This is a genomic window from Paraburkholderia sp. AV2 (assembly GCF_054968425.1).
Map to the genome: position 1 here is coordinate 60161 of NZ_JBANLK010000012.1, position 21212 is coordinate 81372.

A 21212-nucleotide genomic window follows, 5' to 3' on the forward strand; every position below is an offset into this window, starting at 1 on the left:
CAAATCATGTATCTCCTTAGCCGTCTGTTCCTGTTCCTCACGAAGTCCGCCGACGAGCACCAAAAAGAGCGCGAAGAAGCGTATCTCTCCGAAGCGAACGATATCTACGATCTGGAATTCCGTCTGCGCAAGCTCGACCGGGAAAAGGCCACGCGTCATCCGGACTGGATGAGCCAGTACTGAGCCGTTGGCGGAACGGTCTAGCGGCTGGCGTCGACGGTCTGCTGATCCTGAACGCCGAAGCAGCCGCGGTAGGTCGCGTAGAACGAGCAGTAGAGCATCGTGGTCACGATGATGAGCGCGGGCATCAGGACGGCGAGCGCATAGCCGCCGGCGTCGAGCGCGTGCAGCAGCGCCGAGAGTCCCACTGAAACGGCGACCGACACGGCCATCCACAAGGCGCCGTAGACCATGAACGCCCCCTTGTTGCGCCAGCAGCTCACCACGCTGAAAAACATCGCCTTGACGGGCGGCACGTCGTGCCAGGCCGTCAGCACGGGCGCGAACCAGAACAGCATCGACACCGGCACGTAAAGCACGAGCGACGCGAGCACCGCGAGCGGGACATTGCTGTTTTCGAGCGTGTCCGTGTCTAGCGTGCCGCCCAGCGTCATCAACTGCAGCAGCGTGCCGCCGTCTGCCAGCGCGGAGGCGGCCAGCACGAGCGTCATCGCCAGCACGTAGATCCCGCCGAGCGCGAAGAGGCGCTTCGTCACCGCGGAGCCGTAAGAGCGGAAACCGTCGATCAGGATCGTGGGAAAGACCGGCTTGCCGGCTACCGTGTCGCGGCACGCCGCCATGAACCCCACCGCCACGCCCGGCACGAAAAGCAGCGGCAGCACGCCGCCCACCATCGGAATGGCGGAGATCAGCGTCATCGCGAGCAGATACGCGAAGAACAGCGTGAGGAACGCCAGCGGATTGCGGCGGAACAGCCAGATGCCTTGGCGGAACCAGACGTAGCCCGCCTTTGCGGGCACTTCGATCAGTTGCATGCGCGGGATCCTGCATGGAGGGCTGCGTTCGCGCTGCCGGCGAGGCGCTGGCGGAGTATCCGCTCGAAGTGGCCGGGATCGTGCGGCTTGAGCAGCTCGGCCGAGCGCGGCAAGTGGAAATCGTACAGGCGCGACAGCCAGAAACGGTAGGCGCCGGCGCGCAGCATGTCGTCCCAGTGGCGGATTTCCGCCGGCGCGAGGGGCCGCACCGTCTGATAGGCGCGCAACAGCGCCTCGGCGCGCGGCAGATCGAGCGCGCCCGTGGGCAGGTCCACGCACCAGTCGTTCACCGTGACCGCCAGGTCGAACAGCCACTTGTCGCAGCCGGCGAAATAGAAATCGAAAAAGCCGCCCAGGCGCACCTCGTGCCCCGGCGCCGCGTTCGTGTGCGCGAACAGCACGTTATCGCGGAACAGATCGCAGTGGCACGCGCCGCCCGGCAGCGCGGCGTAGTCGGCGGACGCGAAGAACGCACGCTGATGCGCGAGCTCGGCGCTCAGCAGATCGCGCTGCGCGCCGGCGAGGAACGGCAGCACCGTCGGCACCGTCTCTTCCCACCACGGGAGGCTGCGCAGGTTCGGCTGGTCGCCCTCGAAGTCGCGGCCCGCCAGATGCAGGCGCGCGAGCATCTGGCCCACTTCGGCGCAATGCTCGACGCCCGGCGCGAGCTCGGGCTTGCCGTCGAGCTTCGTCACGATGGCCGCGGGCTTGCCGTGCAAGAGGCCAAAGAGGGCGCCGTCTGCGCGCGGCATCGGGTCGGGCACCGGTACGCGGTGCGCCGCCAGGTGGCGCATCAGGTCGAGGTAGAACGGCAGTTGTTCGGCCGTCAGCTTTTCGAAGATCGTCAGGACGTATTCGCCGCGCGTCGTCGTCAGGAAGAAGTTGCTGTTCTCAATGCCGGACTGGATGCCGCGGAAATCGACGATTTCGCCGAGATCGTAGTCGCGCATCCACGCGCCAAGCTGGGTATCGGTGACAGCGGTGAAGACGGCCATGCGGGAGTCAGGTTGGTTTCGTGGGCAGGCGCGGCGCGCAATGCTCCGCCGCGGGGATGACCCGCGCGGTGCCTGCGGGAGCGAATTTGCCGGGGCGCCGCAGTTCGCGCCCCGCACACCAGATGCACGCCAGATGTGGGAAGCGCGGGCAGGCAGCGTATCAGTAATGCAGGTTGATCGACGGCAGGCGCGTGCTGGCTTCGCCGCTCGAATGCACTTGCGGCGACGTGTCGGCGGGCGCGGTCATCGTGTAGTGCGTGCCGAAGTTCGAGCGCACGTTGATTTCGACGGGCTTGCCTTTGTCGCGGTACTCGGTGATTTCGGTGCCGTTCGGGCTCACTTCGTGGAAGCTGGGCTTGCGCGGCACGTTGATGTCGACCTTCGAGGTGACCTTGGCCGCCGGCCGGTTGATCTGCTCGAGATTCGGCAGGCCCGCCTTTTCGTTGGCCGACAGTTCCGGCTGCGGCGCTTGCGCCGACTCTGCCGATTGGGCTTCGACGGCGTTCTTCGCGTCGTCGTTGGGCGCGGCCATGGCGACTCCCATGGTAACCCCGTTGAGCGCGAGCATCGTCGCGGCGGCGGCGGGAAGGAGCAACTTCATGTTGATTCCGTGGATTGTCCGGTTCGATGGCTCAATTCTAGCAAATCCGGCCGTCGCGCCCCATGCCGTTCCGTGCCCGATAGCGGGGCCGGCGGCCAATCGCCGGGCGCGCCGAAGGGCTGTGCTCAGCATGGCGGGGTTCCGTGGTAAGGTGGTTCGACCGACCGGAGCGCAAGACGATGAATAACGACACCCACCTGCGGCCGTTCATGACGCCCGCGCATGATTTCCCGACCGGATCCTTCACGGACGCCGCCGACGCTGTCGCCCGCCTGTCCACCATCTACGAGTCGAACACCTCGTTCTTGCGCGATGCGTTCGCGCGCTACCGGCGCGGCGAGGCGTTCGATCGCCGCGTGCGCGCGTGCTATCCGTTCGTGCGCATTCGCACGGAAGTCAACACGCACATCGACTCGCGGCGCTCCTATGGTTTCGTGGCGGGACCGGGCGTGTTCGAGACGACCGTCACGCGGCCGGACCTGTTCGGCGACTATTACCGCGAGCAGTTGCGGCTGCTGGCGAAGAACCATCACGTGTCGATCGAAGTGGGCGTTTCGGAACAGCCCATTCCGGTGCATTTCGCCTTTGCCGAAGGCATCCACCTGGAAGGCGACCTGGACCGCGAGCGGCTCGTCGCCATGCGCGACGTGTTCGACACGCCCGATCTCGCGCAGCTCGACGACCGCATCGTTAACGGCACCTATGAACCGGCGCCGGGCGAGCCGCAGCCGCTCGCGCTCTTCACGGCGCCGCGCGTGGATTTCTCGCTGCACCGGCTGAGGCACTATACGGCCACGTCGCCCACGCACTTCCAGAACTACGTGCTCTATACGAATTACCAGTTCTATATCGACGAGTTCGTGAAGCTCGGCCGCGCGATGATGGCCCACACCGACGACGCCGACGTGCGCAACTATCGCAGCGAGTACACCTCGTTCGTCGAACCGGGCGACGTGGTGACGTACAACGCGAATCTGGGCGAGCAGGACGACGAAGGCACGCTGGCGGCGCGCCTGCCGCAGATGCCGGCCTACCACCTGAAGCGCGCGGACGGCAGCGGGATCACGATGGTCAACATCGGCGTGGGGCCTTCGAACGCGAAGACCATTACCGATCACATCGCCGTGCTGCGGCCGCACGCGTGGGTCATGCTTGGACACTGCGCCGGTTTGCGCAACACGCAGCGTCTTGGCGACTACGTGCTCGCACACGGCTACGTGCGCGAAGATCACGTGCTCGACGCGGACCTGCCGCTGTGGGTGCCGATTCCGGCGCTGGCGGAAGTGCAGCTCGCGCTGGAGCGCGCGGTGGCGCAGGTCACGCAGCTCGACGGCCCGGAGCTTAAGCGCGTGATGCGCACGGGTACGGTGGCGAGCGTGGACAACCGCAACTGGGAATTGCGCGATCATCGCGAGCCGGTGCAGCGGCTGTCGCAAAGCCGCGCGGTTGCGCTCGATATGGAAAGCGCGACGATTGCGGCGAACGGGTTCCGGTTTCGCGTGCCGTACGGCACGCTGCTGTGCGTCTCGGACAAGCCGCTGCATGGCGAGCTGAAGCTGCCCGGCATGGCCGATTCGTTCTATCGCGCCCAGGTGGACCAGCATCTGCAGATTGGTGTGAAAGCGATGGAGATTCTGCGCACGAATGGCTTGCACAAGCTGCATAGCCGCAAGCTGCGCAGCTTTGCCGAGGTGGCATTTCAGTAACACAAAGTCCGGCTGCGCGCGATGCGTAGCCGGTCTCGTGACCTGAATCATCAGCAATCCATATGGATAGCCTGGCGGTCCGGGTCGAGCCTCTCCTTTCTCATTGCCCGAACCCGCTCAACCCGATCAGGCTACCCGCCGCGAGCAGCCACAGCGGATGGACCTTCGTGCGAAATGCCAGCACCGCGCACACGCCAGTGATCGCCCACGCGATCCACGAAGGATCGGAGGCCTTCGCAATCAGCATCGCACTGGCGGCCACGAGGCCCGCCGTCACCGGCACGAGCCCGCGCTGCGCGATGCGCCGCCACGGGCGGTCCTTGAAGCGGTCCCATGCGTGCAGCACGGCGATGGTCACGAGCGACGAAGGACCGAACTTCGCCACGGAAGTCACGATCAGGCCGGCCCAGCCAGCCACATGCCAGCCAACCAGTGGGACGATCATCAGGTTCGGCCCGGGCGCGGCCTGGGCGAGCGCGAAGAGCGCGCTGAACTCGCTGGCGGGCATCCAGTGATGCACCTCCACGACCTGACGCTGCATCTCGGGCAGGATCGTATTGCCGCCGCCGAACGCGAGCAGCGAGAGCTGGCTGAAGATCGCGGCGAGTGCGACGGGCGTGGCGTTCATCGCGCGCCTCCCACGCGGCGGGCGGCGCGCGCCGCGAAGGCGATGCCGACGGGGGTGAGCACGAGCATGGTGGGCAGGAGCGGCGTGCGCAGGATCGCTATGGCGACGAAGCCGAGCAGCGCGACGAAGGCCGTGGCGGGCTCGCGGCGCAGCGGCAACAGGATTTTCACGGCCATCGCGACGAGGAGCCCGGCCGCGGCCGCAGCAAGCCCGACGAACAGGTGGCGCACGTGCGGATCGTTTTGCGTGCGCTCGTAGAGCACGCCGAGTGCGATGACCACGAGCGTCGGCCCGGCCATCAGCCCGAGCAGGCCGGCCAGCGCGCCGCGCCAGCCCCTGAAGCGCATGCCGATCGCGACCGAAAGGTTGATGACGTTGCCGCCAGGCAGGAATTGGCACAGGCCGAGCAGGTCCGTGAATTCCGCGGCCGAAAGCCAGTGGCGCTGCTCGACAATGGTGCGGCGCGCAAGCGGCAGCGCGCCGCCGAACGAAGAAAAGCCCAGCCCGAGAAAGCCGAGGAACAGTTCGCGCACCGTTGGCGCATGCGGCGCGCCGGCGGCGTCCGGCGGTGCGTCCTGGGGGAGCGTTTGATTCATCGCAGAGATGAAACGAAAGCCGAATGTCAGAGGTAGAACATCCGGTCTTCGTCGGAGTCGCTGCGCTCGTGGCGGACTTTCTCGCCTTCTTCGCCGCTGTCCTTGTCCTCATAGAACTTGAGGACCGCTTCGAGCACCTGGTCCGGGTCGTCGATCACCTGCATCAGGTCCATGTCTTCGGGATTGATGAGGCCCATCGGCACGAGCGCCGAGCGGAACCAGGCAAGCAGGCCTTGCCAGAACTCCGAGCCCACCAGAATGATCGGCACGTGGCGCGATTTCTTCGTCTGGATCAGCGTGAGCACTTCGGCCAGTTCGTCGAGGGTGCCGAAGCCGCCCGGCATGACGATCACGGCGTCGGAGTTCTTGACGAAGGTGACCTTGCGCGTGAAGAAATGGCGGAAACGCAGCGAAATGTCCTGCCACTGGTTGCCCGACTGCTCGTGCGGCAGCTCGATGTTCAGGCCCACCGAAGGCGACTTGCCGGCGTGCGCGCCCTTGTTCGCCGCTTCCATGATGCCGGGGCCGCCGCCGGAGATCACGGCGAAGCCCGCGTCGGACACTTTGCCCGCGATTTCGATAGCCAGCTGATAGTACTTCGAGTCCGGTTTCAGGCGGGCAGAACCGTAGATGCTGACGGCCGGCCGGATCTCGGAGAGGTACTCGGTCGCCTCGATAAACTCTGCCATAATCGTGAACATCTGCCACGATGCGCGCGCCTTCTTGGCCGTTGCGCGCTCTTGATCTGCGAGCGAACGCAGACTCGGAATCACTTTTCTCTTGTCCATAATGCCTGAAGAACTACGCGTGGAAACCAACCTACATACTGAGCTGGAAGGAAAGACCCTGTTGCTGGTCGACGGTTCCAGCTATCTCTATCGGGCCTACCATGCGATGCCGGATCTGCGCGGTCCTGACGGCGAGCCGACGGGTGCGCTATACGGGATCATCAACATGCTGCGCCGTATGCGCAAGGAGGTTACGGCAGAGTATAGCGCGTGCGTGTTCGATGCGAAGGGCAAGACGTTCCGCGACGACTGGTATCCCGACTATAAGGCGAACCGGCCTTCCATGCCCGAGCCGCTTGCGGCGCAGATCGAGCCCATCCACGTGGCCGTGCGCGCGCTCGGCTGGCCGCTCCTGATGATCGAAGGCGTCGAGGCCGACGACGTGATCGGCACCCTCGCGCGCCAGGCCGAAAAGCTCGGCATGAAAGTGATCGTTTCCACGGGCGACAAGGATCTCGCGCAGCTCGTGACGGACCGCGTCACGCTCATCAACACGATGACGAACGAAACGCTCGACCGCGAAGGCGTGATCGCGAAGTTCGGCGTGCCGCCGGAGCGCATCGTCGATTATCTTTCGCTGATCGGCGACACCGTGGACAACGTGCCGGGCGTGAACAAGTGCGGCCCGAAGACGGCGGTGAAGTGGCTCACGGAGTACGGCACGCTCGACGGCATCGTCGAACATGCGGCCGAAATCAAGGGGGCCGTGGGCGGCTATCTGCGTGACGCGCTCGATTTCCTGCCGATGGCGAGAAAGCTCGTCACCGTGGAGACGGCTTGCGAACTCACGCCGCACATCGAGTCGATCGAAGCCTCGCTCGCCACGCGAGCCGAAGCGCGTGAGGAATTGCGCGACATCTTCGCGCGTCATGGCTTCAAGACCTGGCTGCGCGAAGTCAATGAAGCCGATCAGAGCAGCAGCGTGCCGGCCGCGACGAGCGGCGACGCACCGAAGCAGGACGCGGACGTGCAGCCCGCGCTGATGCTCGACGTGCCGCGCCACTACGAAACGATCCAGACGTGGGACCAATTCGACGCATGGCTCGGGAAGATCGAAGGCGCCCGCCTGACCGCGTTCGACACCGAGACGACGTCGCTCGATCCCATGGTCGCGAAGCTCGTCGGCCTTTCGTTTGCCACGGAGCCTGGACAGGCCGCGTATCTGCCGGTTGGCCATCGCGGGCCGGACGTGCCCGATCAGTTGCCGCTCGACGAAGTGCTCGCGCGCCTGAAGCCGTGGCTGGAAAGCGGGCAGCACAAGAAGGTCGGCCAGCACATGAAGTACGACGAGCAGGTGCTCGCGAACTACGACATTGCGCTGGGCGGCGTCGAGTACGACACGATGCTCGAATCGTACGTGCTCGAATCGCATCGCAGCCATGACATGGACAGCCTCGCGCTGCGTCACCTCGGCATCAAGACGATCAAGTACGAGGAAGTGGCGGGCAAGGGCGCGCAGCAGATCGGCTTCGACGAAGTCGCGCTCGACAAGGCGGCCGAATATGCGGCGGAAGATGCCGACATCACGCTGCAACTGCATCTCGCGCTCTATCCGCAGATCGAGCAGGAGAAGGGACTGGGCTACGTGTACCGCGAGATCGAGATGCCCACTTCGCGCGTGCTGCGCCAGATGGAACGCAACGGTGTCCTGATCGATGCGGAGCGCCTCGAGCGTCAGAGCGCGGAAATTGCCGTGCGTCTCGTCGAGCTCGAACAGCAGGCGTATGCGCTGGCGGGCGGCGAGTTCAACCTCGGCTCGCCGAAGCAGATCGGCCAGATCTTCTTCGAGAAGCTGCAACTGCCCGTCGTGAAGAAAACGCCCAGCGGCGCGCCGTCCACCGACGAAGAAGTGCTGCAGAAGCTCGCCGAAGACTACCCGCTGCCGAAGCTGCTGCTCGAGCATCGCGGGCTCGCGAAGCTGAAGTCCACGTATACCGACAAGCTGCCGCGCATGGTCAATGCGCAGACGGGCCGCGTGCACACGAACTACGCGCAGGCCGTGGCGGTTACGGGGCGTCTGGCATCGAACGATCCGAATCTGCAGAACATTCCGGTGCGCACGGGCGAGGGGCGGCGTATTCGCGAGGCGTTCGTCGCCGCGCCCGGCTGCAAGATCGTTTCGGCCGACTATTCGCAGATCGAGCTGCGCATCATGGCGCACATCTCGGGCGACGAGTCGCTGCTCGCCGCGTTCGCGCGCGGCGACGACATTCACCGCGCCACCGCCGCCGAAGTGTTCGGCGTGACGCCGCTCGAAGTCAGCGCAGACCAGCGCCGCATTGCCAAGGTCATCAACTTCGGCCTGATCTACGGCATGAGCGCGTTTGGGCTCGCATCGAATCTCGGCATCACGCGCGACGCGGCGAAGCTCTATATCGACCGCTATTTCGCGCGTTATCCGGGCGTGGCGCGCTACATGGACGAGACGCGCATGGACGCGAAATCGCGCGGCTATGTCGAGACCGTGTTCGGCCGCCGCCTCTGGCTGCCCGAGATCAACGGCGGTAACGGCCCGCGCCGCCAGGCGGCCGAGCGTGCCGCGATCAACGCGCCGATGCAGGGCACCGCGGCGGACCTCATCAAGCTTTCGATGATCGCCGTCGAGAAGTGGCTCGACGACACGCGCATGCGCACGAAGATGATCATGCAGGTGCACGATGAACTCGTGCTCGAAGTGCCGGACGAGGAACTGGCCGAAGTCCGCAAGCGTCTGCCGGAACTGATGTGCTCGGTGGCCCAGCTCAAGGTGCCGCTCGTCGCCGAAGTGGGTGTCGGGGCGAACTGGGAGGAAGCGCACTGAGCGTAACGATGCAGTACCCGCGCACGCCGGCTGGCACAAGCGCGCGGCTCGCATGACCGGCATGCCCGGCGCATGCTTGTTGTGATGCGCGGCGTCAGCCGACAATGAGTGGCGGCCAGCACTCGTTGTCGGCCGTTCTGACGCCAGACAACACGCACGGAGGGTCTATGCATCGCTTTATCGTTGTGGGGGGAGGCGCTGGCGGACTGGAGCTCGCGACACGGCTGGGCGACCGCTACGGCAAGGCGCGCAGAGGGAGGCCGCCGCGCGCGAGCGTGACGCTGGTCGACCGCTATCCGACCCATATCTGGAAGCCGCTCCTGCACGAAGTCGCGGCAGGCAGCATGGATCCGTTCACGCAGGAGCTCGAATACGCGGCACAGGCGCGCTGGCACGGCTTCGAGTTCCAGCAGGGCGAGCTGACCGGCCTCAATCGCGCGGCGAAGCGCATCCGCCTCGGCGCGGTAAAGGACGAGGACGGCGGCGATATGCTGCCGCCGCGCGAGCTCGAATACGACACGCTCGTGCTGGCGATCGGCAGCACGACGCATTTCTTCGGCGTGCCAGGCGCTGCGGAAAATTCCCTCGCACTCGACACCGTCGCGCAGGCCGAACGCTTTCGCAAGCGGCTCATCGCGGCGTGCATGCGCGCCGAGCATCAGGAGCCGGGACCGGCGCCCGAAGGCGCGGAGCAAGCCGACGAGCGGCGCGTGCAGATCGCGATCATCGGCGCGGGCGCCACGGGCGTCGAGCTTTCGGCCGAGCTGCGCAATACCGCGCAGGTGCTCTCCGCCTATGGTCTTCACAAGCTCGATCCGAGCCACGACGTGGGCATCGTGCTGATCGAGGCCGGGCCGCGTATTCTGCCCGCGCTGCCCGAGCGCGTTTCGTCGCCAACCGCCGAGCTGCTGACGAAGCTCGGCGTGCGGATCCTGACCAGCGAGCGCGTGACGGAAGTTGCGCCGGGCGTGGTGCGCACGGCGAGCGGCAAGGCCTTGCGTGCCGACCTCACGGTCTGGGCGGCAGGAATCACGGCGCCACCGGTGCTGGCGCAGCTCGACGGCCTGCCCGTCAACAAGCTGGGCCAACTGATCGTGCGCCGCACGCTGCAAACCGAAGCCGACGACAACGTCTTCGCGTTCGGCGACTGCGCCGCCTGCGAATGGCCCGGAAATGAGCGTGGCGTGCCGCCGCGCGCCCAGGCCGCCCACCAGGAGGCGGCCTTCCTGCTGCGTTCGCTCGGCAACCTGCTCGAAGGCCGGCCGCTGCCCGAGTTCACCTATCGCGACTTCGGCTCGCTGGTGTCGCTCGGCCATTTCAGCGCGGTCGGCAATCTGATGGGCGGGGTGATTGGCGGTAGCATGCTGATCGAAGGCCTGTTCGCCCGTTTCATGTATATGTCGTTGTACCGCATGCATATCGCCGCGCTGCACGGCTATGCGCGCATGGTGCTCGACACCTTCGCGCACTGGCTGCGCCGCACGACGCTGCCACGCGTGAAACTGCATTGAATGCCGTCTAACGAGGAGCGTTGCATGCTGAAGCCCGAAGTCGATTCCCTTGTCCCGCACGTGCCGTTCAATCGGCGCACCTTCCTGAAGGCGGCGCTCGGCAGCGGGTTTGCCGCCGCCGTGCTGCCGGTCTCCGCGCAGACCATCCACACCGATGCGGCGGGTCTCGAAGCCGGCGAAGTGGGCTTCGAGTCGAACGGCACGCTGATTCCCGCATACCGGGCCCAGCCGCTCGGCAAGACGCATCTGCCCGTGATCGTCGTCGTGCACGAGATCTTCGGCGTGCACGAGCACATCGCCGACGTGTGCCGGCGTTTCGCGAAGCTCGGTTACCTTGCCATTGCCCCCGACCTCTTCGTGCGCGAGGGCGATGCATCGGTTTATCCGACCATACAGCAGATCGATCAGAACATCGCGAGCAAGGTTCCCGACGCGCAGGTGATGTCCGACCTCGACGCGACCGTCGCCTGGGCCGGGCAGCATGGCGGCGACCTGAAGCGCGTGGGCATCAACGGTTTCTGCTGGGGCGGGCGCATCAGTTGGCTCTATGCCGAGCACAACCCGCACCTGAAGGCCGCCGTGGCGTGGTATGGCCGTGTGGCGGGGCCGCATACGGCGACCATGCCGGCCAATCCGCTCGATCTCGCGGGCAGCCTGCAGGTGCCGGTGCTCGGGCTCTACGGCCGCCAGGACCAGAGCATTCCGCAGAACACGCTCGCGCAGATGAAGCAGGCGATCGCGCAGGGGCCGCAGGGCGGCCGCGGCTCGGACTTCGTCGTGTACGACGACGCGGGCCACGCCTTCTTCGCCGACTATCGCCCGAGCTATCGCCAGGCCGATGCCGAGGACGGCTGGAAGCGCGCGCTGGCGTGGTTCAGGGAGCACGGCGTCGCGTGACGCCGCGCGGTTGAGGCGAGTTTGACCCGATGTTGGGCCCGATATCGAGCGAGGTGCTCAGGGATTGGGGCCCGTCGCAGCCGGGCGCGACGGATCGGCGCACCACTCGCTCCACGAGCCTCCGTAGAGCGCCGCGCCGTGCAGGCCCGCGATCTCCATCGCGAGCGCGTTGTGACAGGCCGTGACGCCCGAGCCGCATTGCAGCACGACGTGTTCGGGCGTCGTGCTGCCCAGCACCGCCGAGAACTCGTCGCGCAGCGCGTGCGCGGGCTTGAAGCGGCCGTCGGCGCCGAGGTTGTCCTTGAAGAAGCGGTTGCGCGCGCCCGGAATGTGGCCGGCCACCGGATCGATCGTTTCGTTCTCGCCGCGATAGCGATCCGCCGCGCGCGCGTCCACGACCAGCAGTTCGTGCGTCGAGAGATTGCGCACGACCGCCTGCACGTCGACCGTCACCTGTAGCGGCGCACCCGCCTTGAAGTTGCCGGGCACGGGAAGCGGCACGTCGCTGGAGAGCGGATAGCCCGCCGCTTCCCAGGCCTGCAGGCCGCCATCGAGCACCGCCGCCGAGTCGTGACCGAGCCAGCGCAGCAGCCACCACAGGCGGGCCGCGTAGCTGCCGCCCTGGGCGTCGTAGGCTACGACCTGCTGCCCGGCGTGGAGGCCGTGCGCCGCCAGCGTGCTGACGAGCGCCGCGCGCTCGGGCAGCGGATGGCGGCCGTTCTTGCCGGTCTTCGCGCCGGAGAGGTCGCGATCGAGGTGAAGATATTGGGCGCCGGGAATGTGGTTGGCCGCGTAAGCCGCTTCGCCGCTGCCGGAGTTGGCGAGATCGAAGCGGCAATCGAACACGAGGACGCTGCCCGGCGCGGCCGTCAGGCGTTCGTAGAGATTGGCGGCGGAGATGAGCGTGGTGTAGTGCGTGTGGGGCATGACGGCGGCTCCTTGTCGATCGCACCTGGCGCTTCAGCGCTTTGGAGCGATCCCATGCAAAGCTGAGAGATGAGCGGCCGGCAAGGCCGGCCCGATGCCGTCAGTCTAAACAAAAAGACGGGCCGTAGCCCGTCTTTCCTCGCTGCATCGGCATGTGCCGCTTATGGATCAAATAAGCGATCCAATCAGCGATCAGATCGTTCCCAGCTCGCGCCGCAGGAACTCGTGGAAGTGCTGCATGCCGTCTTCCATCGGGCTCTGATACGGGCCGACTTCCGACTCGCCGCGCTCGAACAGCGCGCGGCGGCCGGCGTCCATGCGCTCGGCGATCTCGTCGTCCTCGACCGCCGTTTCCATATAGGCGGCACGCTCGGCCTCGACGAACTCGCGCTCGAACAGCGTGATTTCCTCGGGGTAGTAGAACTCGACGATGTTCTTCGTCTTCTGCGTACCCTCGGGAATCAGCCACGACACCACGAGCACGTGTGGGTACCACTCGATCATGAGATTCGGGTAGTACACCATCCAGATCGCACCGAACTCCGGCGGCACGCCGTTACGGAAGCGCAGGACTTCGTCGTGCCACTTGCGGTACGTCGGGCTGCCCGGCTTGCCGAGCTGGCTGTGCACGCCCACGGTCTGCACGCTGTACCACTCGCCGAATTCCCACCTCAGGTCGTCGCACGAGACGAACTGGCCGAGGCCCGGGTGGAACGGCACGACGTGGTAGTCCTCCAGATAGACCTCGATGAAGGTCTTCCAGTTGTAGTTGCACTCGTGGACCTCGACGTGATCGAACATATAGTCCGTAAAGTCGAGATGCTTCGCGGGCCCGAGGCGGGCGAGGTCGCGCGCGATGTCGCGTCCCGCGGACTCGAAGAGCAGGCCGTTCCACTGCTGCAGCGGCGTGCGGTTCAGGTTCAGGCAAGGTTTGTCCGCGAAGTGCGGCGCGCCGAGCAGTTCGCCCCTGAGGTCGTAGGTCCAGCGATGCAGCGGACATACGATGTTGTTGGCCGTGCCGCGACCGTTTAGCATGATGGCCTGGCGGTGGCGGCAGACGTTCGAGAGCAGCTCGACCTGGTCCTGCTTGTTACGCACCAGCACGCGGCCTTCTTTTTCGCTGGGCAGTGCAAAATAATTCCCCGCTTCGGGCACCATCAGCTCGTGCCCGACGTAACGAGGACCTTTCTGGAAAAGCGTTTCGATTTCGCGCTGGAGAAGCGCTTCGTCAAAATAAGCGGTGACTGGCAGCTGGCTGTGAATGGACTTCAGCTGCAATGCATTGCTCAGATTGGACATTCCCACTCCCGATGAAGACGTGAAAGCAGTGAACAACCCAACCATCGAAGATTCGATTTAGGGAGCCGGCTAGTATACCCGTTTCCACCCCCAAGGGGTAGCTAAGTCACTGATTTTTGCCAAAATTGCCTCCGGGCAACGCGATCGGCGTGCCGGCGTGGCGGATTTCGGTCAGGATCGCCCCTGTGGCGGCAAGGGGACGCAAGTGGGCGAGCGGGTCGGGTTCGGCGCTTTTGCCGTAGAATGTCCGCCTTGTTTCAATTCTGCGACGACTCATGGCGAAATCCGCAACGAAAGACCGCGCCGCGGCGGCCGAAGGTGCTGAAAACGGCAACGACGGCGGCAGCGGCGGTGGCAACAGCGGCGGCGACCTGCGGCAGCCCGAGAGCTACGAGGCCGCGCTGGCGGAGCTCGATGCGCTCGTGGCGCGCATGGAAGGCGGCAGCCTGAGTCTCGAGGAATCGCTGGACGCCTACCGGCGCGGCGCCGTGCTGGTGAAGTTCTGTCAGCAGCAGTTGGAAAAGGTTGAACAACAGGTGCGCGTACTCGACGGCGAGACGCTCAAGCCCGCGCCCCTCAATACGACATCCGCAACGGGCGGAGACGACGATCTATGACTTCTGAACAATGGACCCGGCAGGTGCTGGACCGGGTCGAGAGCGCGCTCGAACACTATTTGCCGGCAGCCGACGTGCTGCCCGCGGGCCTGCATGACGCCATGCGTTATGCCGTGCTGGGCGGCGGCAAGCGCGTTCGGCCGCTTCTGTGCCATGCTGCGGGCGAACTGACGGGCGCGACGCCCGAGGCGCTCGACGCGGCGGCCTGCGCGCTGGAGATGATCCACGTCTACTCGCTCGTGCACGACGACATGCCGTGCATGGACAACGACGACATGCGCCGCGGCAAGCCGACGGTCCACGTCAAGTACGACGATCCCACGGCGTTGCTGGTGGGCGACGCGCTGCAGTCGCAGGCTTTCATTACGCTGACGTCGGACGTGCCGGGTTTGCGCGATGCGCCGGCGCGCCAGGCCGCGCTCGTGCGCGAACTGGCGCTGGCGAGCGGCTCGATCGGCATGGCCGGCGGCCAGGCCATCGACCTTGCGAGCGTGGGGCGTGCGCTGACGCGTGAAGAACTCGAAACGATGCACCGGCTGAAGACCGGCGCGCTGCTGCGCGCGTCGGTCCGCATGGGCGCGGTGGCGGGCGAGACGCCCTCCGCCGACACGCTGCGCGCGCTCGACGCGTACGCAGCGGCAGTGGGCCTCGCCTTCCAGGTGGTGGACGACATTCTCGATGTCACCGCCGACTCGGCGACGCTCGGCAAGACCGCTGGCAAGGACGCGAAGGACGGCAAGCCGACCTACGTGTCGATCATCGGTCTGGACGCATCGCGGGCGCTGGCGCAGCAGTTGCGCAGCGACGCGCATGCGGCCCTCGAACCGTTCGGCGCGCCCGCAAGGCGCCTTGCCGAACTCGCTGACCTGGTGGTGAACCGGGTCAGCTGACCGCGCCAACCCGCCCGCGCGCATGAAAGGGGACGTAATGTGCGCCAGAAGTGCGGGAGCGCCCGATTTCCTGGACTGGAACGACGATGTACGACTTGCTGAAAACCATTGACGACCCGGCGGATTTACGCCGCCTTGATCGCCGCCAGTTGCAACCGCTTGCCGACGAACTGCGTGCCTTCGTTCTCGACAGCGTCTCGCAGACGGGCGGCCATTTGTCGTCCAACCTCGGTACGGTCGAACTGACGATCGCGCTGCACTACGTGTTCGACACGCCGCGCGATCGCATCGTCTGGGACGTCGGCCACCAGACCTATCCGCACAAGATCCTGACCGGCCGCCGCGACCAGATGCACACGCTGCGCCAGCTCGGCGGCATCTCGGGCTTCCCGAAACGCGACGAGTCGCCGTACGACACGTTCGGCACCGCGCACTCAAGCACGTCGATCTCGGCGGCGCTCGGCATGGCCATCGCGAGCAAGCTCAAGGGCGATGACGCCATGGGCATCGCCGTGATCGGCGACGGCGCGATGACGGCCGGCATGGCCTTCGAGGCGCTGAACAACGGCGGTGTGGAAGACGACGTGCCGCTGCTGGTGATCCTCAACGACAACGACATGTCGATTTCGCCGCCGGTGGGCGCGCTCAATCGCCATCTCGCGCGCCTCATGTCGGGCCGCTTCTACGCCGCCGCACGTGCGGGCGTGGAGCGCGTGCTGCGCCATGCGCCGCCCGTGCTCGACCTCGCGCGCAAGCTCGAAGAACACGCGAAGGGCATGATCGTGCCGGCCACGCTGTTCGAAGAGTTCGGCTTCAACTACATCGGGCCGATCGACGGTCACGATCTCGATTCGCTGATCCCGACGCTGCAGAACATCAAGGAGCTGCGCGGTCCGCAATTCCTGCACGTCGTGACGAAAAAAGGCCAGGGCTACAAGCTCGCCGAAGCGGACCCCGTGCTCTACCACGGTCCAGGCAAGTTCAACCCGGCCGAAGGCATCAAGCCGTCCACGGCACCGGGCAAGAAGACCTATACGCAGGTTTTCGGCGAGTGGCTGTGCGACGCGGCCGAACTCGATTCGCGCGTGATCGGCATCACGCCGGCCATGCGCGAAGGCTCGGGCATGGTCGAGTTCGAAAAGCGCTTCCCGGACCGCTACTACGACGTGGGCATTGCCGAGCAGCACGCAGTGACGTTCGCGGGCGGTATCGCTGCCGAGGGCCTCAAGCCTGTCGTCGCGATCTACTCGACCTTCCTGCAGCGCGCGTATGACCAACTGATCCACGACGTCGCGCTGCAGAACCTGCCTGTGGTGTTCGCGATCGACCGCGCGGGCCTCGTCGGCGCGGACGGTGCGACGCACGCGGGCGCCTACGATCTCGCGTTCATGCGCTGCGTTCCGAACATGATGGTCATGGCCGCCTCGGACGAAAACGAGTGCCGCCAGATGCTCTACACGGCGCTCCAGCAGGACTGCCCGACGGCCGTGCGCTACCCGCGCGGTGCGGGCACGGGCGTCGCGACCGTCAAGCAGATGGCCGCGCTGCCGGTGGGTAAGGGCGAGGTTCGCCGCGAAAGCAGTGCGCCGGCAGGCAAGCGCATTGCGATCCTCGCATTCGGCACGATGGTGGCGCCCTCGCTGGCCGCCGCCGAGGAACTCGACGCCACGGTGGCGAACATGCGCTTCGTGAAGCCGCTCGACGCGGAACTCGTGCGCCAGCTTGCCGAGACGCACGACTATCTTGTGACGGTCGAGGAAGGCTGCATCATGGGCGGCGCGGGTTCGGCCTGCGTGGAAGCCCTGCTTGAAAGTGGGGTTATCAAGCCCGTACTACAATTGGGCCTTCCCGATCGCTTCATCGATCACGGCGACCCGGCCAAGTTGCTGGCCGGCGTGGGGCTCGACGCGGCAGGGATCGCGAAGTCGATTCGCGAGCGCTTCCTCGACCGCACGGCGAACGCGTCCGGCAAGTCGGTGATGCGCGTCGCCTGAGTTGGGCAACGCTGGAGTTAGCGCCTCGCGGCATGGCCGCCCGGTTCGTATCGGGCGTTGGCCGCCGCGATAGCCCACTTTCCGTTTGAACCTGCGGGCGGGTTGATGAACCCCGAACCCGCGTGCCAAGCGCCGGCTTATGCCGGCGCTTGGCATTGCGCGCCGCGTAGCGCGTGGCATCAAGGACAAGAACATGAACCAGATGAACCCGGCTTTCGTGATGCCGGACGTGCAAAGCTCCGTCGATACCCGCCAGATTCCGATCCAGCGCGTGGGCGTGAAGGCCGTGCGCCATCCGCTGACCGTGGCGACCAGCAACGGCGACGTGCAGCCGACGGTAGGCACGTGGAACCTCGACGTTCATCTGCCCGCGGACCAGAAGGGCACGCACATGTCGCGCTTCGTTGCACTGTTGGAGGAGCACAGGGCGCCGCTGACGTCCGCTACGTTCAGCACGATGCTGGCCGCCATGCTCGAAAAGCTCGAATCGCAGGCGGGCCGCATCGAGGTGTCGTTTCCGTACTTCGTGAAGAAGGTGGCGCCGGTGTCGGGCGTGGAGAGCCTGCTCGATTACGAGGTGACGCTGACGGGCGACAAGCGTGACGGTCGGACGCGCCTGTTCCTGAAGGTGCTGGTGCCGGTGACGAGCCTTTGTCCGTGCTCGAAGAAGATCTCGCAGTACGGCGCGCACAACCAGCGCTCGCACGTCACGATCGACGCCGAGCTGGCGGGTGATCTGCCGGTAGAGGATCTCATCCGGATTGCCGAGGAAGAGGCGTCGTGCGAGCTGTGGGGCCTGCTCAAGCGCCCGGACGAGAAGTTCGTGACCGAGCGCGCGTATGAGAATCCGAAGTTCGTCGAGGATCTCGTGCGCGACGTGGCCGTGCGCCTGAATGCCGATGCACGCGTTGCCGCTTACGTGCTGGAAGCCGAGAATTTCGAGTCGATCCACAATCACAGTGCGTATGCCGTGATCGAGCACGACAAGCGCGCGCGTGGGTGATCTCCGATACCGCTTGCGCAGAACGAAAAAAGCCGCCTGAAAAGGCGGCTTTTTTGTCGCCTTGCGGCGGCAAAAAAAGCGGCTTTACCGTTCCAGCGAGGTCAGATCCCAGCGCGGTTTGACTGTGAACGCGTAATCCCGCGTGGCCTGCTCGGGCCAGCGCGCGAGGCGCATCGCTCCGGCGAGCGCGATCATCGCGCCGTTGTCGGTGCACAGCGAAAGATCGGGGTAGTGGACTTCGAAGCCGCGCTTTTGCGCCGCCGCCGAAAGCGTTTCGCGCAACTGCTTGTTCGCGCCCACGCCGCCCGCTACCACGAGGCGCTTTAGCTTCGTACGCTTGAGCGCGGCGATCGATTTGGCCGCGAGCACATCCACGGCTGCATCGACGAAACCGCGCGCGATATCGGCCTTGCCTTGCTCGCAAATGTTCGGGCCCAGCTTCTTCACGTGCGTCAGCACGGCCGTCTTTAGTCCGCTAAAGCTGAAGTCGAGATCGCCGGAATGCAGCATCGGCCGCGGCAGCGTGATAGCTCCGGGGGTGCCGAACTCGGCGAGCCGCGAGACCTCGGGGCCGCCCGGATAACCGAGACCCAGCAGCTTGGCGGTTTTGTCGAAGGCTTCGCCGGCGGCGTCGTCGAGCGTTTCACCCAAGGTTTCGTACACGCCCACGTCGGTCACGCGCATGAGCTGCGTGTGGCCGCCCGAGACGAGCAGCGCCACGAACGGAAACGGCGGCGGCGCATTGACGAGAAGTGGCGAGAGCAGATGCCCTTCGAGATGATGGATGCCGACCGTCGGGCGGTTCCAGGCCATGGCGAGCGCATTGGCGATGCTCGCGCCCACCAGCAGCGCGCCCGCGAGGCCGGGGCCTTGCGTATAGGCGATCGCGTCGATGTCGCCGCGCGCCGCGCCGCTTTGCTCCAGCACTTCTTCGAGCAGCGGCAACGCGCGGCGGATGTGGTCGCGCGAGGCGAGTTCCGGCACGACGCCGCCGTACTCGCGATGCATGGCGATCTGCGAGTGCAGGGCGTGGGCGAGCAGGCCGCGCTCGGTGTCGTAGAGCGCAAGGCCGGTTTCGTCGCAGGAGCTTTCGATGCCGAGAACGAGCATGGTGAGGCGGGCGATGGTGGGGCTGCGGTTGCCTGATACGGCTGCAAGCGCCTGGCCGGCAAAGTGAGCGGGAAACCCGAAAGTATAGCAGTGCGCACCGGCAGTGCGCACCGAATGCGGCCGGCGGAACCGGTGGCGGCAAACGCGGGCCGCCGCGCCCAGGCTCCGGGCGATTTGACGGAGGGGGCAGGTAGAATGCGCGCCATGGAATCTTTCGATATCGCCGTGATCGGCGCCGGGGCGGCCGGGATGATGTGCGCGGCGGTGGCCGGCCAGCAGGGGCGCCGCGTGGCGCTGATCGATCATGCGCCGCGCCTCGCGGAAAAAATCCGCATTTCGGGCGGCGGGCGCTGCAACTTCACGAATCTGCACGCCGGGCCGGCCAATTATCTTTCGGCGAACCCGCATTTTTGCCGCTCGGCGCTCGCGCGATATACGCCGCGCGATTTTCTCGCGTTGCTGCGCCAGCATCGCGTGACCTGGCACGAAAAGCACAAAGGGCAGTTGTTTTGCGACCAGTCGAGCGAGGCGATCATCGATGTCCTGCGGGCCGAATGCGACGCCGGCAGCGTGACCTGGCGCCGTCCGCTGCCCGTCGAGGCGGTGAGCCATTCGGAGGGCGCGGGCTTCACCCTCGGCACGCCGCAAGGCACGATTCGCGCCCGCGCGCTCGTGATCGCGACCGGTGGTCTCTCCATTCCGAAGATCGGCGCAACCGATTTTGCCTATCGCGTCGCGAAGCAGTTCGGCCACAAACTCATCGATACGCGTCCGGCGCTCGTGCCGCTCACCTTCGCGTATGACGACTGGGCACCGTATGCGGCGCTTTCGGGCGTGTCGCTCGACGTGCGCATCGCGACCGGAGAGCGCAAGACGGGCGGGGCGTTCGACGAAGATCTGCTGTTCACCCATCGCGGCCTGTCCGGCCCCGGCGTGCTGCAGATTTCGAGCTTCTGGCAGCCGGGGCAGCCCATTCGGGTGAACCTGCTGCCCGAACGCGATCCGGCCGCCGCGCTCGTCGAAGCCAAGGGCGCGACCAGGCGCCAGATCGGCAATCTGCTGGCCGAATGGATCCCGGCGCGGCTCGCGCACGTCTGGCTGGAAGGGCATCAGGTTGCGGCCGACGCACGCCTCGCCGACCTGCCCGACAAGACGCTGCTCCGCATCGGCGAAGGCCTCGCGCAATGGACGCTGACGCCCACCGGCACCGAAGGCTACAAGAAGGCCGAGGTCACGCGCGGCGGGGTCGACACGCGTGAACTTTCGTCGGCCACGATGATGAGCCAGCGGGTGCCGGGGCTCTACTTTATCGGCGAGGCCGTGGACGTGACCGGCTGGCTCGGCGGCTACAATTTTCAGTGGGCCTGGGCCTCGGGTGTGGCGGCGGGCGAAGCCGCTTCCGCGTTCGCGCTTCAGCCCTCGCTTTAGCCCCGCCAGGGGGCCCTGAACCGGCATGGATCGGCGCTTGACCACCGCCTGTCTTAGTGCATTTCGCTCTGCTATACTCAATTCCCTTTACCCCAGATCCGTTATTGGAAAATGACGACCATCCGCGTAAAAGAAAATGAACCCTTTGAAGTGGCCATGCGCCGCTTCAAACGCACGATCGAGAAGAACGGTCTTCTGACCGAACTTCGCGCGCGCGAGTTTTACGAAAAGCCGACGGCTGAGCGTAAACGCAAGAAGGCGGCGGCCGTGAAGCGCCACTTCAAGCGCCTGCGCAGCCAGATGCTGCCGAAGAAGCTGTACTGATTCCGGCATTGCCGTGGTCTGGCCGCAGTCGGCCGTGAATGACGGCTGGGCTGCACCAGGCTGACGCGGCTGTTGCTGCCCCTCTGGTGTGGTCGCGACCATC

At 65.9% G+C, this 21212-nt stretch carries 21 protein-coding genes; 11 read left to right on the forward strand and 10 right to left on the reverse strand.

Features of this window, described 5'->3' with window-relative positions; all coding sequences use genetic code 11:
• Positions 1-6: 6 nt before the first annotated feature.
• A complete protein-coding gene (locus tag V8683_RS11460) occupies positions 7-183 on the forward strand; it encodes a DUF3563 family protein (RefSeq protein ID WP_411191654.1) in 177 nt (58 codons plus the stop codon).
• 17 nt (positions 184-200) lie between these two features.
• On the opposite strand, the gene V8683_RS11465 is transcribed toward V8683_RS11460, so the two are convergent.
• From V8683_RS11465 to V8683_RS11475, 3 genes are all read right to left on the reverse strand, one after another.
• Positions 201-995, reverse strand: coding sequence for a BPSS1780 family membrane protein (locus V8683_RS11465; RefSeq protein WP_411191653.1), 795 nt, complete (start codon positions 993-995; stop codon positions 201-203).
• Entirely contained in the window at positions 986-1990 is a 1005-nt protein-coding gene (locus V8683_RS11470) for a homoserine kinase (protein WP_411191652.1), read from the reverse strand. Before V8683_RS11470 ends, V8683_RS11465 begins: the two co-directional genes overlap by 10 nt.
• 160 nt (positions 1991-2150) lie before the next feature.
• Positions 2151-2591: a hypothetical protein gene (locus V8683_RS11475; RefSeq protein ID WP_411191651.1), complete on the reverse strand. Its 441-nt coding sequence runs from the start codon at positions 2589-2591 to the stop codon at positions 2151-2153.
• Between the two features lie 209 nt (positions 2592-2800).
• On the opposite strand from V8683_RS11475, the gene V8683_RS11480 reads away from it, so the two are divergent.
• Positions 2801-4297, forward strand: a complete 1497-nt coding sequence (locus V8683_RS11480) for an AMP nucleosidase (RefSeq protein WP_411192524.1) — start codon at positions 2801-2803, stop codon at positions 4295-4297.
• 100 nt (positions 4298-4397) lie between these two features.
• Here the strand turns inward: V8683_RS11480 and V8683_RS11485 are convergent, their stop codons facing one another.
• Genes V8683_RS11485 through V8683_RS11495 form a run of 3 tightly spaced genes read right to left on the reverse strand, consistent with a single transcriptional unit; the run spans position 4398 to position 6309 of the window.
• Entirely contained in the window at positions 4398-4925 is a 528-nt protein-coding gene (locus V8683_RS11485; RefSeq protein ID WP_411191650.1) for a chromate transporter, read from the reverse strand.
• On the reverse strand, positions 4922-5521 hold the full coding sequence (locus V8683_RS11490; protein WP_411191649.1) for a chromate transporter: 600 nt from the start codon (positions 5519-5521) through the stop codon (positions 4922-4924). Before V8683_RS11490 ends, V8683_RS11485 begins: the two co-directional genes overlap by 4 nt.
• A 26-nt stretch (positions 5522-5547) precedes the next feature.
• A complete protein-coding gene (locus tag V8683_RS11495) occupies positions 5548-6309 on the reverse strand; it encodes an LOG family protein (protein ID WP_411191648.1) in 762 nt (253 codons plus the stop codon).
• A 1-nt stretch (position 6310) separates the two neighbouring features.
• Here V8683_RS11495 and polA point away from each other — a divergent pair, with 1 nt between their 5' ends.
• The 3 genes from polA to V8683_RS11510 all read left to right on the forward strand — a co-directional run bounded on the left by polA (position 6311) and on the right by V8683_RS11510 (position 11517).
• Positions 6311-9109 carry a DNA polymerase I gene (gene polA / locus V8683_RS11500; RefSeq protein ID WP_411192523.1) on the forward strand — a complete coding sequence of 933 codons (2799 nt, stop codon included), beginning with the start codon at positions 6311-6313 and terminating at the stop codon, positions 9107-9109.
• Between the two features lie 167 nt (positions 9110-9276).
• Positions 9277-10620 carry an NAD(P)/FAD-dependent oxidoreductase gene (locus tag V8683_RS11505; protein WP_411191647.1) on the forward strand — a complete coding sequence of 448 codons (1344 nt, stop codon included), beginning with the start codon at positions 9277-9279 and terminating at the stop codon, positions 10618-10620.
• Between the two features lie 24 nt (positions 10621-10644).
• Entirely contained in the window at positions 10645-11517 is an 873-nt protein-coding gene (locus tag V8683_RS11510; protein WP_411191646.1) for a dienelactone hydrolase family protein, read from the forward strand.
• Positions 11518-11574: 57 nt separating this feature from the next.
• On the opposite strand, the gene V8683_RS11515 is transcribed toward V8683_RS11510, so the two are convergent.
• From V8683_RS11515 to V8683_RS11525, 3 genes are all read right to left on the reverse strand, one after another.
• Complete coding sequence (locus tag V8683_RS11515) at positions 11575-12444, reverse strand: sulfurtransferase (protein WP_411191645.1); 870 nt, start codon at positions 12442-12444, stop codon at positions 11575-11577.
• Between the two features lie 192 nt (positions 12445-12636).
• A complete protein-coding gene (locus V8683_RS11520) occupies positions 12637-13743 on the reverse strand; it encodes an aromatic ring-hydroxylating oxygenase subunit alpha (RefSeq protein ID WP_411191644.1) in 1107 nt (368 codons plus the stop codon).
• Between the two features lie 106 nt (positions 13744-13849).
• Positions 13850-14020 (reverse strand): hypothetical protein, encoded by a 171-nt coding sequence (locus tag V8683_RS11525; protein ID WP_411191643.1) that lies wholly within the window; start codon positions 14018-14020, stop codon positions 13850-13852.
• On the opposite strand from V8683_RS11525, the gene V8683_RS11530 reads away from it, so the two are divergent.
• The 4 genes from V8683_RS11530 (at position 14019) to folE2 (ending at position 18247) form a co-directional block, all read left to right on the forward strand.
• The gene (locus V8683_RS11530) at positions 14019-14360 is read left to right on the forward strand and encodes an exodeoxyribonuclease VII small subunit (protein WP_411191642.1); all 342 of its coding nucleotides are present in this window, start codon (positions 14019-14021) and stop codon (positions 14358-14360) included. The two genes, V8683_RS11525 and V8683_RS11530, sit on opposite strands and share 2 nt — an antisense overlap.
• Positions 14357-15250 carry a polyprenyl synthetase family protein gene (locus V8683_RS11535; protein WP_411191641.1) on the forward strand — a complete coding sequence of 298 codons (894 nt, stop codon included), beginning with the start codon at positions 14357-14359 and terminating at the stop codon, positions 15248-15250. The genes V8683_RS11530 and V8683_RS11535 overlap by 4 nt, the downstream gene beginning before the upstream one ends.
• 86 nt (positions 15251-15336) lie before the next feature.
• Complete coding sequence (dxs, locus tag V8683_RS11540; protein ID WP_411191640.1) at positions 15337-17244, forward strand: 1-deoxy-D-xylulose-5-phosphate synthase; 1908 nt, start codon at positions 15337-15339, stop codon at positions 17242-17244.
• A gap of 193 nt (positions 17245-17437) precedes the next feature.
• Positions 17438-18247, forward strand: a complete 810-nt coding sequence (gene folE2 / locus V8683_RS11545; RefSeq protein ID WP_411191639.1) for a GTP cyclohydrolase FolE2 — start codon at positions 17438-17440, stop codon at positions 18245-18247.
• Between the two features lie 84 nt (positions 18248-18331).
• Here folE2 and tsaD read toward each other — a convergent pair whose 3' ends face one another.
• Positions 18332-19357 carry a tRNA (adenosine(37)-N6)-threonylcarbamoyltransferase complex transferase subunit TsaD gene (gene tsaD / locus V8683_RS11550; protein ID WP_411192522.1) on the reverse strand — a complete coding sequence of 342 codons (1026 nt, stop codon included), beginning with the start codon at positions 19355-19357 and terminating at the stop codon, positions 18332-18334.
• A gap of 204 nt (positions 19358-19561) precedes the next feature.
• Between tsaD and V8683_RS11555 the strand changes: the two genes are divergently transcribed.
• A complete protein-coding gene (locus V8683_RS11555; RefSeq protein ID WP_411191638.1) occupies positions 19562-20785 on the forward strand; it encodes a BaiN/RdsA family NAD(P)/FAD-dependent oxidoreductase in 1224 nt (407 codons plus the stop codon).
• A gap of 111 nt (positions 20786-20896) precedes the next feature.
• Complete coding sequence (gene rpsU / locus V8683_RS11560; RefSeq protein WP_013434742.1) at positions 20897-21109, forward strand: 30S ribosomal protein S21; 213 nt, start codon at positions 20897-20899, stop codon at positions 21107-21109.
• Positions 21110-21212 lie beyond the last annotated feature (103 nt).